This window comes from Cyanobium sp. T1B-Tous, from assembly GCF_024345475.1.
In the GTDB taxonomy this organism is placed as follows: Bacteria; Cyanobacteriota; Cyanobacteriia; order PCC-6307; family Cyanobiaceae; genus Cyanobium_A.
In genome coordinates, this window is sequence record NZ_JAGQBE010000070.1 from 1 (window position 1) to 10,621 (window position 10,621).

The window sequence follows — 10,621 nt, forward strand, 5'->3', positions numbered from 1 at the left end:
GGGATGACAGGTGAGCAGCCAGCCGGTGCCGGGACCATCGGCCTGCCAGCGCGGCAGCCAGTTCTTCCAGCTGTAGTGCTGAGAGGCGCCGTTGGTGTTGGCGGTGTAGCCGCCATGGACCAGGTCGGCCTCACCGTTGGGGTCGTTGTGGATGGCGCCGGCATCGGTGAAACCGATCACCACGCTCCAGTGACCGCCGCCGCTGGGGGCTGAGGCGGGGCCGTGGTGCAGCCAGCCCACCGCCACTGGCCGCCCCAGCTTGATCTGCTCCTCCAGCGTTGCGCGCTGCCCGTTGGTGGCGAAGTTGGCGGTCAGCCCCAGGGACCGCAACGCCGCCAACTGCGCTTCTGCCGAGGTGGTGTCGCCATAGCGAGCACGGATGACGTTGTAGGCGTCATCGCCACTGACCTTGCCCCAGAAGCGGGCGAGCATGGCGCAGCTGCTGGAGAAGCACTCGCGGTAGCCGGTGCCTGAGGCGTTGTCGTTCTGGTTCTCCCAGGCCACCGGCAGCGGATTGGCATGGGCCGGAGCCGGCGGCGCCGAGGAGAAGGTCTGCCGCCATGGGGCGGCCTCCATGAGGACCTGTGGATCGGCCGCCATGACCGCCTGGCGCAACTGCTCGATACCGTCCAGTTGCTGAGGCTGAGCTTTCCAGTGGTCCCAGAACTGGCGCCAGCGTTCAGCACTGAACGGCGCCTGGGGAGCAGGCGTGACGGCAGCTGGATCGGAAGAGCTTGCAGACATGGCAGCAGGGCAGTCCTCTGCTGTTGCCGTTTCGCCAATCCAGTCAGTTGCATTCGGCGCAGACTGTGGGACAGGTCACCCATAACGGCTGATGTGCCTCCTGCCTGAGAGCCACGAGCACTACTGCCGGCTTGCGCGCAATCTCGAGGACGAAAAGCTGCTGGAGCTCGATGCCCATTACCGGCAGCACTCCAGGACATCGGTGGATTGGGAGTTGCACGGCATCGTGATGGGCGAAATCCACCAGCGCCGCGAATTCAGGCGGCAGCAACTCGAGCGTTCTCTCTGGCTCGCCAGCCGCCGAGGTCGCTTCTTGGAAGCGATCAAACGCTGGCTGATCAGCCGGGGGCTTTGGAGCTCTGCCGCTCGTGAGCGCAAGCACCCCCGCTCCTTGATCGGCCGGTTGCTGGTGGTGCTCTGGCAGAGCTACCGGAGCAGCAGAAGAGTGGCCATCAACACGCTTCCAGGCCGGCAGACCCCACTGGAGCAACTCTGAAGGGAAGGGCGACGGCCCAAAACGCTCCTTGAGCTGCTCGGCAATAGCCCCTGACATCACTGGGGCCTGGCCCCACCTGTGCCATGGGCCTCACCCTGATCTAGGCAGCCAAATACGAGCACCGTCTAGAGCACCTCGCGGTGCTCAAGACCTTCTCGGAGGGCGAACTGCTCGCCCGGCTGCCGTTCATGAACATCGCCGGCAGCGGCCTTTTCTATTCCGCCGAGCAGGAACTGCCCTCGGTGGGCTTCCGCGCCGTGAACGAGGGCTACACCCAGAGCTACGGCGTGGTGGACCAGCGCGCAGAAGCGGTGCACCTCTTCGGCGGTGACGTGGATGTGGACCGCTCGATCGTGGACCTGATGGGCCCTGAAGCCCGCGCCAGCCAGATCGAGATGAAGGTGCGCTCGATGCGCCTGACGCTGGAGGCGACCGTGATCAACGGCGACACCGCCAGCAACCCGCGCGCCTTCGACGGGCTGAGCAAGCGGCTGCCGCCTGGTAACCCGATGGCGATCAACAACGCCTCCGGCGCTATCCCCGGTGCACCGCTGAACTTCGATCGGCTCGATGAGCTGATCGATTCGGTGAATGCCTATGGCGGCAGCAAGGTGCTGGTGATGAGCAAGGCGATGCGCCGCCAGCTCAATGCCCTCGCCCGCGCCTCCATCGGCGGTGGTGTGTATCAGACCAGCACCAACTCCTACGGGATGACTGTGCACCGCTACCAGGACTGCGACATCCTCACCGTCGACCGCGATGCCCAGGGCGTCGAGGTGATGGGCTACGACGAGGCGGGCGGCACCAGCTCGATCTACTGCTGCACCTTTGGCGATCAGGGCGTGACCGGCCTGCAGGGCCCGTTCCAGGGCCGCTATGGCATCTCGGTGCGGGATCTGGGCGAGGTGCCCGATGCCCCGGTGTTCCGCACCCGCGTGGATTGGTACGTGGGCTTTGCCGTGCTGCAGCCCCGCGCCGCCGGCCGTCTGTTCAACATCACCCCCGCTGCCTGAGCCATGGCCCTCACAAACGGCAACCCCTTGATCGATGCGGAGACCACCCTGGTGGGGTGGACGAACCGCAGCGCCATCCGCAACAGCGAGCACACCTTCCTCTCCGGTGAGGAGGTGCTGCTCAACACCAAGCTCGATGCGGCCTCCCGCTTCTCGCTGGTGGCCTCCCATCCCGGCGCGCCTGCCGCGGTGGAGGTGGAGCTGCTGCTGGCACCGGTGCTGCGCGATGGCACCACCGGCAGCTGGATCAGTGCTGTCCGCGTTGCCCTACCGGCAGAAGGCGGCCGGGTGGAGGCATTTCTTTCCGGCCATGACATCCAGATCACACCGGCGGATCTGCCCAACCTCGATCTGCCGGCGGTGTGTTTTGCCAAGGCGCTCGTGACCCCGACCACCCCGGCGGGCATGCACGCGGGCCTGACGGCCACCATCGCGGCTTGAGCCCATGGCCCGCAAACGCTCCACCAGCCCTGCAGAGGAACCGGCAGCCGAGGCGCTGCCGGCGCAGCCCACCGCGATCGAAGTGGCACCAGCCACGGCGACCCGCCACGACCTGGTGGATCCCACCGTTCCGGCCGGCCTGGTGCGCATCAGCGACGGCAGCCAGGAGCGCTTCATCTGGCCGGTGCACCTGAGCGGCTGGCAGCAGCAGGGCTGGACCCTGATCGCCGCCGCCACCGGCGTTCAGATCACGCCGCAGCCGACAGCGCCTGCAGCAGTGATCGAGGTGCCGCTGGCAGAAGAGACGCCAGAGCCGAGCTCGTCCGAACCCATGCCAGCCAGCACTGCGGCTGGGGGAGCTGCCAGTTGGGAGCTTGAGAGCAGCGCCACAGGCGAGGCGCTGCTGCTCGACGACCCGCTTCTTTGAGGTGTGATCGCTTCCGTGCGCTCCCTCCTGCCATCCCAAGCGAGCAGCTCGGCAGCCAGTCCGCAGCTGATTCGTCTGCTGCCGCCTTTTGGCTGCCCTGGCGAGAGCGTGTGGGTGCCTCCCGTGGAGGTGACCCGATGGGAGCAGCAGGGCTACCGTCGCGCTCCCATCCCCGCCGCACCGCTGGAGCTGGCCTGGCTGCCTGCGGCACCCGTGCCGCAGGACCCAGCTGGCAGCACCGCGGTGTTGCTGCTGCTCCAGGCCCGGCCGCCGGTGCCAACGGCGCTGACGCTTGATTGGGGCGACGGCACCGTTGAGACCTGGCCCTGGCCCAGCGGCGACAACGCGCCGCGGCTGCGCCATGCCTATGCCTGCGCCCAGGACTGGCAGGTTTCGGCAGAACTGAGCGGCAGCGGCATCAGCGCCGAGCTGGCGGTGCATCTGCTGGGCTGCCCGATCTGGCCGCCACCGCAACCCCTACCGCCGGGGGAGATTCAACCGCTGATCCCCGGCAGTGGCCTGCTGGGCCAACCCTTTGATGGCCGGCGCCGCGAGCAGTGGCAGCTGCAGCCCTGGAGTGGCGGCACCAGCAGCGGCGGCGTACCCGCCAGCGATGGCTCCAGCAGCCGCTTCCTGCGAGCCGACGGCCTCTGGGCCACCCCGCCGGGCAGTGGCGGCACCCGCTGGTGGAGCGGCGAGGGGCCACCCGGTGTGCTGCCTGATGCCCAAGCGGGCGACTTCTATCTCGACACCCGCAGCGGTGCTCTCTACCAACTGGAGCTGAGCTGATGCCCTGGACACGCAGCACCAACCTCAAGGGCCCCTCGATGCTGCGGGTGGCGCGGCTGCCCGCGGCACTCAGCACTACCTCCAACACCAGCTGGCTCAGCCTGTTCAGCACACCGCTGGCGGCGCAACAGGTGCTCTCCTTTTCGGCGGAGCTCTACTTCTCCAGCGGCGCCAACAACACCGGCCTGGTGACCACCCTCTCCGGCCCCGCCACACCGCAGGCGGTGATCCAAAACTTGGTAACCGGTGAATCGCTCACCAGCTTTCGCAACCTCACCGCCAGCAGCTACGACACGCCCCTGATCGGCACCACCTCCGCCGGAAGTTCGGTGCTCAGGGCCCAGGTGAGCGGCACGGTGGAGAACGGCGCCAATGCCGGCACCCTCAGCCTGCGTTTCCGCTCAGAAGTGGCCGGCACAGCGGTGACGGTGCTGCGCGGCTCCTGGTGGCAGGTGCTGCAGCACTGAGCCGGGCTCAGACGCGCGCAACAACGGCACTAGGGGGTGTGCTCTCGCCGGCCACAGGGCCGTTGCTCTTCCATGTCCTGGATTCCCTCCGGTTCGCTCAAGGGCCCGCAAGGGGATCCCGGCCCGCAGGGCCCTCAGGGAGTACAGGGCCAACCCGGTGCCGATGGCGCCCAGGGCGTGCAAGGCCCACAGGGACCAGCGGGTATGCAGGGTGTTGCCGGCCCGGAAGGACCGCAGGGCCAGCAGGGCATCCAGGGTGCTCCGGGCCTGGGCATCACCTTCAAGGGGCATGTGGCCACCGTGGCGGACCTGCCCGCCGATGCCGCCCAGGGCGATGCCTACATCGTGCAGGCGGATGACTCCTTCCGCGTCTGGGACGCCACCAGCAGCGCCTGGGTGGATGGGGGTTCGATCCAGGGACCCCAAGGCATCGCCGGCCCGCAGGGACCGCAAGGCCTGCAGGGAGAGCCCGGCCCCCAGGGGCTGCAGGGGGTGGAGGGTCCTGCCGGGCCCCAGGGCAACCGCGGCACCGGCTGGTTCACCGGCAGTGGCGCACCCACAACCGTGCCCGGATCTGTGCCGGGTGATCTGTATCTGGATCAGACCAGCGGCGATGTGTACGTGTTGAGCTGAGGCCCGGCGCTGCGTGCTGATCACGCCCGCCGGGCCGGGATGGCCTCAGGCCAGCATCAGCCGGCGCTGCGCCTCGAGCTGGGCGCGCCGCAGCAGCTCCTGCTCGGCCAGCAGCCGCTCATCGAGCTCATCGATGCGAGCCAGGCACTGCTGGATTGCCGGGATCACCTCTTCCTCCAGCAGGGTGATCTCCTCTTCTCCATAGGGCTGCTCGATCCAGGTGCGCCGCAGCGAAAGCCCGCGCCGGCGCAGCAGGATCTCCTGCACGGAGCGGAGCGTGGATTCCAGCAGCAGGAACGGATCTTCTTCTGGTTTGCAGAACGCACCTTCCGGTGCGATAGGCCGGCAGAACGGCGATTCCGCGGAAGCCGGGTTGCCTGCAGCAGAGCGTGTGGCCATGACGATCGGCGCCGAGAGCGGCGCAGCGACGGGACCGATCCCAGCGGAGGCCTGACGACAGGAAGGCCTCAGACTGGAGAGGCCCCGAGCAAGCTCTCCTCCTGGCCCCAGGCAATAGCAGTCCAGGGCAGAGTGATGGGCTGCCTCATCAGGATGCGCAGTGAAGTCGTGGCCGTCCCTTGCCCTAGCTGCGGACCCTCAAGAGGGCCGAGCCATGCCTAAATAATTGATCCAAGCCAAATCGATGGCGCGTCAGGGGCCTTCTGAGACCTGCAGGAACAAGGCCACCAAGGCTGTATTGATGTAGTAGTTACTCCGACCTGATTTGTGCTTCTCTAGGAAACCTTTCTCCACCAATTGCTCCAAGTACTCGGCAGCTGTCTGCCGGGTCACGCGCAGGTCATCTCGGACAAATTGAATCCTGGTGTAGGGGTGACGGAAGAGATTGTTCAGCAGATCCTGGGAGTAAAGCTTCGGGAGATGGGTGCGCATGCGCTGCTTCACATCTGCCATCTGCTTCCGGATTCCCTCCACCAGCGCAAGGGTCGTTCTAGAGGTCTTCTCGACGGCCTCAAGCATATAGAGCACCCAGGGCTCCCACTCGCCTTCTTCTCGAACGGATTGGAGCAGCCGGTAGTATTCAGCTTTGTGCTGGTTGATATGGCGGCTCAGGTAGAGGATTGGGATGTCCAGCAATCCTGTTCTTGTCAGGTAGAGAACGTTCAGGATGCGCCCGATTCGTCCGTTTCCGTCGGCAAAGGGATGGATGCTCTCAAACTGATGATGGATGAGTGCCATCTTGATCAGTGGATCGAGACGGCAGAGCTCATCATCATTGATGAACGCCTCCAGTGATGACATTGCGGCGATGATCTCGTTGCGATCCTGTGGAGGCCTGTAGACCACTTCCCCCGTCCGATCGTTCTTCAAGGCGGTGCCTGGCGTTGAGCGAAAACCATCGCTGCGTGCCTTCAGGAACCGGTACATGTCGATGAGCGTGGCGTTACGGATCAACCCGCCCGTATCCAGCAGCTGCGTCAGCCCCAGCTTGAGGGCATCCCGGTAGCGGGCAACCTCCTTGGCCGCACCCGATTCCAGACCGTCCGGGAACAGGTCCATCTGGAATAACTCATCTTGGGTGGTGACGATGTTCTCGATTTCGGAACTGGCCTTTGCCTCCTGCAGGGCGAGGGTGTCGATCAGGATCCCTTGGTTGGGGATCGTGGCCGCCCGTCCCTTGAGCTCCGCCAAAGCACGGTTGGCGGCGGCCAGAGAACGCATGACCGCCACTGTTTCCAGCTCTACGGGAGGAGGCAGCGGTTGCAGGAAGCCGTGGGAAGCTGACACGTCGGCTGACACCAGTTAAGAAAACGCCATTTTGCTGACGTGTTTTGACGATAGGTGGCACCAGCCCCCACCCTGCCAACAAGACTGCCGGCACAGGCCGCTTCCCGGCACGTCGGGGTCGCCAGTGGCCAGGGGGGCAGATCCCCATTGCGGCGGCCTCGCGTCAGCACCCGAGGCCGCCCAGACCATGAAGAGGGTTGCGCGGTGCCGATCCACTAGGGGGTAGGCCTGCACGATTTGCGCTCTTGGAGGCTTGCCCTCACCGAAGGAGCACCTCGTGCAGCAGCTGTTTGCACGAGGGCAAAGCCCCGAGCAAGCCAGCTTCAGGGGCAGTTCAGGGCAGTCGATGCCTCAGTTGCTGCAGGCGTTCTGCGGCCTGTGTGGCTTCCTGCAAGAGCTGACCCCAGTCATCCGGCGGATGACCGCTGGCCAGCATCGACTGGAACACCCGGTAGGCATCGCTCTTGTTGCCGTAGGCGCGCTTGGTGTCGGTGTCATTGACCCAGCCCAACACGATCAGCCGTGAGCGGGTGTGAAACCGGAAGAACAAGCGGTATTGCTGAAAGAACTTGGCGCGTCGCCAGTGGCGATGCGCAGCGCCAAGGGTTGATCCCTGCTGATACTCCTTGCGGCTGGGGTCCTGGGGGATGTCTTGGAGCATCAGGCGGGTGATGGCCGCCAGGCGCTTGCTGGCGTTTTTGCTGCCATAGCCCTGTGGATCCTTGGCGCGCAACGCGTCCACCTCAGCGATCAACGCGTCCAGCTGATCCAGAAACAAGGGGTGCGCATAAATCGTCCACCCGTTGATCACGCCTCGTCTGGCAGCACTTCCTCCAGATCAACCTCGATGCCGCCCACCAGATCCTGCAGCCGCTCAACCAGCTCGGCATCGATGGCCTGCAGCCGCTCGGGATGGTTGGCGATGTCTTGCTCGAGCAGCGCCAGAAAGGGAGCCAGTGCCGGGTCGTCGTTGTCTGAATCTGCGCTGACGCGTTGCAGCACCACCTCACCGTTGGCGCGGAAGGCGTAGCGGATGCGGTCGCGCTTGCGCAAACCAAGAGCCCGCCGCACCGGTTGCGGCACGGTGGTCTGATAGCGATCCGTGAGCGCCGATTCCACCTCGTCCTTGGGGGTGCCCAGGGAGGCGCCAGCAACATCAGGAGTGGAAAGAGGAGCCATCAGGCCGCCCGCTGAACCTGACACCAAAGTAATGCAGGTGCATTGCCTTGGCGAGGTTGGCGGCTCTGCGCACACGCCTCGGCGCCTTCCGATGGCCGCTCCTGTGCCTTTGGTTGCGCGGTGTTGTCACCCTTTTCACTGGGGCAGCGGCTCAGCCAGATCATGCTGGTGGCCTGCATTTTCAGCTCACGCCATGCTCCGCATTCACGGCGACAGAAGCAGCCTTTTGGCAGCCCTGGCGGCCCACTGGGCCGAACAGCAACTGCAAATCCCTCCGTCGCTGCGGCCTGTGGTGCGGCCGATCCACCGCCAGCCAAGGGGCGTGCGCTGAAGGAACAGGCCGGAGCTTCAGGGCCCTCAGCCCCCACCCACCAGCTGCAGGCGCAGGGCTGCGATGGCCTTCTTCTGGGCTCGTTGCACGGCCATGGCACTGATGCCCAGCTTGAGCCCAGCGGCGCGCAGCGTTAGGCCCTCCAGCAAGGTGAGCCGCAACGCGGTGGCCTGGGCAGCGGGCAACTGCTCGACCAGCTGCTCTACGGCCAGCTCCTCGGCATCACTGCCTGAGGCCAGCTCGGCTGCGGGCGCCTCCAACTGATCGAGCAGGGAGTGCTCGCCATCAACCTGGGCATCGAGGCTGGTGTGGCCGAGCGGGCAGGTGCCCTTCTCATGCTCCCGGCGGGAGATTCGCACCAAGCGGACGCGATCGCGGAGGTGGTGCTGCAGGGCCCCGGTGATGCAGCGGCGCAGATAGGGCCCAGCGGGCTCACCTGCTCTGCAGCGGGGAGCGGAGCGGACCAGGGCCTCCCGGGCCACCTGGATCAGATCCTCCCGCTCCACCAGCGGGAACAGGCGCCGGGCAGCTACTGAGGCAATGGCATCGGCCAGCGGCAGGTGCTCCAGCACCAGGGCATCACGGGCACGCAGGGCAGAACGGCTGAGAGCTGGGGACTGCTGGTGGCGGCTGAAGGAGGAAGCGGGGGAAGCCATCGGCAGGACGGCGGAGAACCCCACCCCCAGCGGCCGGCCGTAGCGCCGTGACAAGGACGCCCCCCTGGGGGCGCCTGGCCCGATCCTTGACGCGGCGTGAGGACTGGCCGAGGGATCCGGTGGGTGTGCGCCGGTCCCGGTGGCAATCCGCTCCCCAGCCCCTGTTTCGACAGCCCCTCAGCGACCAAAGCAGGCAGGCATCCAGCCTGTCAGCTAGTCCGAAGCAGCATTTCAATGCACCTTGCGCATAGTTTTCCTTGTTCGCATGAGCAATAAATCAGACACAGCCCACTAGCCATAGGCTCCAGCCGTCAAACGCTCACGGAGACTGGCTTCTTGGCTGACGCTTTGCCCTGCGCGGTGCCAGGATTCGCCAGGCGCTGCCAGCTGGTTTCCTTGCCCCGTCCCATCCCGCAGCCGTCCCGCTACTGCCTCAGCTTCACGGCGGCAGGGCTCAGGCCTGAGCTGGCGGCTGTGATCGCGGCCATCCACCTGGAGGGAGAGGGGGACTGGGCCCGCACCAAAGCGGCGGTGCTGGAGCGCAATGCCCTGCAAGCCCGTTCAGCCAGCTCGGGCAAACGGCTTGAGTCGGAGCTGCGGCAGCGGCTTCAGGGCCTCACCATCCCCCAGTTGCAGCTGCTGGCGCGGGGTACGAGCGAGGAGCGCAGTGCCATGGCCTGGCTGGCGGTGCTCAAGCGCATCCAGATCGCAGCCGACCTGAGCCGAGATCTGCTGCTGGAGAAGCTCAGCAGTCTGGATCCGGTGCTGCGTCGCTCGGACATGGCGGCCTTCTATGAGGACCGTGAGCGCGATCACCCCGAGCTGGCGGCCCTAGCACCCTCATCCCAGCAGAAGGTGCGATCAGCGCTGCTGCAGATGCTCCGAGATGCTGGGCTTCTGGCCGGCAAGGCGGGCAAGGGCGGAACCCTTGGCACAGTGCAGCGACCGCTCCTCTCGCCGCAGGTGCAGGAGCTGGTGGTTAGCGACGATCCAGCGCTGCTGGTTGGATTCCTGGTCCACAGACAGGCCACCCCAACCAAGAGCCGGAGCGCGTCTACCGCGGCGAAGGCATCTCCCAGGACAACGGCAAAACCTGGACCCAGGTCTGCAGCCAAGCCCGCAGCCAAGGTGCCCACCAAGCCTGCAGCCAAGAAAGCTGCCCCGGCCCCGAGGGCAAAACCGTGAGCAGCGTCAGCGGCCTCGATAAGCGCTTGCAGGAGGTGCTCACCCGCCCCGACTTCCTGGAGATGCGGGGCGTGGCCAAGGAGGTGCCGATCTTCATTCAGACCTACAGCCCCGCTGATGAAGACCAGCTGCGGGTGGTGGTTAAGGGAGCTGAACAGTTCCTGCGCAAGCAGGGCCTGCGGGTGAAGCAGGTGGATCTGTTTGAACTGGTGCTGCAGCTGCTGGAGGCCAAGGGCTACCTCGATGTGGTGCTGCAGGAGGAGGCCGGCTGGAGCAAGAGCGACCTATTTGACACCCTGCAGAACGTGGCCGAACCCACCGCAGCCCTAGTGCCAAAGCTGATGGAGGCGCTGGGCGATGACACCCAGATCAGCCTGATCACCGGATCAGGCCGGGTGTATCCGTTCCTGCGTACCCACACGATTCTCGAGGCCCTGCAGCCAGCGATGGTGCGCCACCCGGTGGTGATCTTTTTCCCGGGTGAGTACTCCCAGGACGCCGACGGCGGCTCCTA

The 10,621-nt window shown here is 65.9% G+C and carries 16 protein-coding genes; 10 read left to right on the forward strand and 6 right to left on the reverse strand.

The features are described 5' to 3' along the window. On the reverse strand, window positions 1–744 hold a 744-nt coding region (locus KBY71_RS12745), incomplete at its 3' end, for a C39 family peptidase (protein WP_254929271.1). A gap of 91 nt (window positions 745–835) precedes the next feature. On the opposite strand from KBY71_RS12745, the gene KBY71_RS12750 reads away from it, so the two are divergent. The 7 genes from KBY71_RS12750 (at window position 836) to KBY71_RS12780 (ending at window position 5,010) form a co-directional block, all read left to right on the forward strand. Then, the gene (locus tag KBY71_RS12750; protein ID WP_254929272.1) at window positions 836–1,240 is read left to right on the forward strand and encodes a hypothetical protein; all 405 of its coding nucleotides are present in this window, start codon (window positions 836–838) and stop codon (window positions 1,238–1,240) included. A 140-nt stretch (window positions 1,241–1,380) separates the two neighbouring features. Beyond that, entirely contained in the window at window positions 1,381–2,253 is an 873-nt protein-coding gene (locus tag KBY71_RS12755; RefSeq protein ID WP_254929273.1) for a major capsid protein, read from the forward strand. 3 nt (window positions 2,254–2,256) lie between these two features. Beyond that, window positions 2,257–2,694, forward strand: coding sequence for a hypothetical protein (locus KBY71_RS12760; RefSeq protein WP_254929274.1), 438 nt, complete (start codon window positions 2,257–2,259; stop codon window positions 2,692–2,694). Window positions 2,695–2,698: 4 nt separating this feature from the next. After that, window positions 2,699–3,121 carry a hypothetical protein gene (locus KBY71_RS12765; RefSeq protein WP_254929275.1) on the forward strand — a complete coding sequence of 141 codons (423 nt, stop codon included), beginning with the start codon at window positions 2,699–2,701 and terminating at the stop codon, window positions 3,119–3,121. A 108-nt stretch (window positions 3,122–3,229) separates the two neighbouring features. Next, entirely contained in the window at window positions 3,230–3,910 is a 681-nt protein-coding gene (locus KBY71_RS12770; RefSeq protein ID WP_254929276.1) for a hypothetical protein, read from the forward strand. Continuing rightward, window positions 3,910–4,377 (forward strand): hypothetical protein, encoded by a 468-nt coding sequence (locus tag KBY71_RS12775; RefSeq protein ID WP_254929277.1) that lies wholly within the window; start codon window positions 3,910–3,912, stop codon window positions 4,375–4,377. Before KBY71_RS12770 ends, KBY71_RS12775 begins: the two co-directional genes overlap by 1 nt. 204 nt (window positions 4,378–4,581) lie before the next feature. Next, window positions 4,582–5,010: a collagen-like protein gene (locus tag KBY71_RS12780; protein WP_254929278.1), complete on the forward strand. Its 429-nt coding sequence runs from the start codon at window positions 4,582–4,584 to the stop codon at window positions 5,008–5,010. 45 nt (window positions 5,011–5,055) lie between these two features. On the opposite strand, the gene KBY71_RS12785 is transcribed toward KBY71_RS12780, so the two are convergent. From KBY71_RS12785 to KBY71_RS12800, 4 genes are all read right to left on the reverse strand, one after another. Then, entirely contained in the window at window positions 5,056–5,409 is a 354-nt protein-coding gene (locus KBY71_RS12785) for a hypothetical protein (RefSeq protein WP_254929279.1), read from the reverse strand. 252 nt (window positions 5,410–5,661) lie between these two features. Further along, a complete protein-coding gene (locus tag KBY71_RS12790) occupies window positions 5,662–6,756 on the reverse strand; it encodes a Fic family protein (protein WP_241518156.1) in 1,095 nt (364 codons plus the stop codon). A gap of 334 nt (window positions 6,757–7,090) precedes the next feature. Then, entirely contained in the window at window positions 7,091–7,567 is a 477-nt protein-coding gene (locus KBY71_RS12795) for a type II toxin-antitoxin system YhaV family toxin (protein ID WP_254929280.1), read from the reverse strand. Beyond that, entirely contained in the window at window positions 7,564–7,935 is a 372-nt protein-coding gene (locus tag KBY71_RS12800; RefSeq protein WP_106502073.1) for a type II toxin-antitoxin system PrlF family antitoxin, read from the reverse strand. Before KBY71_RS12800 ends, KBY71_RS12795 begins: the two co-directional genes overlap by 4 nt. Before the next feature lie 193 nt (window positions 7,936–8,128). Between KBY71_RS12800 and KBY71_RS12805 the strand changes: the two genes are divergently transcribed. Continuing rightward, a complete protein-coding gene (locus KBY71_RS12805; RefSeq protein WP_161956110.1) occupies window positions 8,129–8,266 on the forward strand; it encodes a hypothetical protein in 138 nt (45 codons plus the stop codon). Between the two features lie 26 nt (window positions 8,267–8,292). Here KBY71_RS12805 and KBY71_RS12810 read toward each other — a convergent pair whose 3' ends face one another. Further along, window positions 8,293–8,976, reverse strand: a complete 684-nt coding sequence (locus KBY71_RS12810) for a sigma-70 family RNA polymerase sigma factor (protein WP_254929281.1) — start codon at window positions 8,974–8,976, stop codon at window positions 8,293–8,295. A 342-nt stretch (window positions 8,977–9,318) separates the two neighbouring features. On the opposite strand from KBY71_RS12810, the gene KBY71_RS12815 reads away from it, so the two are divergent. Both KBY71_RS12815 and KBY71_RS12820 read left to right on the forward strand, forming a co-directional pair. After that, window positions 9,319–10,107 carry a BrxA family protein gene (locus KBY71_RS12815; RefSeq protein ID WP_254929282.1) on the forward strand — a complete coding sequence of 263 codons (789 nt, stop codon included), beginning with the start codon at window positions 9,319–9,321 and terminating at the stop codon, window positions 10,105–10,107. Further along, the coding region (locus KBY71_RS12820; RefSeq protein ID WP_254929283.1) for a DUF1788 domain-containing protein at window positions 10,104–10,621 on the forward strand (518 nt) is incomplete at its 3' end. The genes KBY71_RS12815 and KBY71_RS12820, both read left to right, overlap by 4 nt.

Excerpts from the sequence above, each read along its gene's own strand:
- KBY71_RS12750 (WP_254929272.1), top strand. The coding sequence starts at position 836 with ATGTGCCTCCTGCCTGAGAGCCACGAGCACTACTGCCGGCTTGCGCGC.
- KBY71_RS12805 (WP_161956110.1), top strand. The coding sequence starts at position 8,129 with ATGCTCCGCATTCACGGCGACAGAAGCAGCCTTTTGGCAGCCCTGGCG.
- KBY71_RS12775 (WP_254929277.1), top strand. The coding sequence starts at position 3,910 with ATGCCCTGGACACGCAGCACCAACCTCAAGGGCCCCTCGATGCTGCGG.
- KBY71_RS12785 (WP_254929279.1), bottom strand. The coding sequence starts at position 5,409 with ATGGCCACACGCTCTGCTGCAGGCAACCCGGCTTCCGCGGAATCGCCG.
- KBY71_RS12760 (WP_254929274.1), top strand. The coding sequence starts at position 2,257 with ATGGCCCTCACAAACGGCAACCCCTTGATCGATGCGGAGACCACCCTG.
- KBY71_RS12765 (WP_254929275.1), top strand. The coding sequence starts at position 2,699 with ATGGCCCGCAAACGCTCCACCAGCCCTGCAGAGGAACCGGCAGCCGAG.
- KBY71_RS12800 (WP_106502073.1), bottom strand. The coding sequence starts at position 7,935 with ATGGCTCCTCTTTCCACTCCTGATGTTGCTGGCGCCTCCCTGGGCACC.
- KBY71_RS12780 (WP_254929278.1), top strand. The coding sequence starts at position 4,582 with ATGCAGGGTGTTGCCGGCCCGGAAGGACCGCAGGGCCAGCAGGGCATC.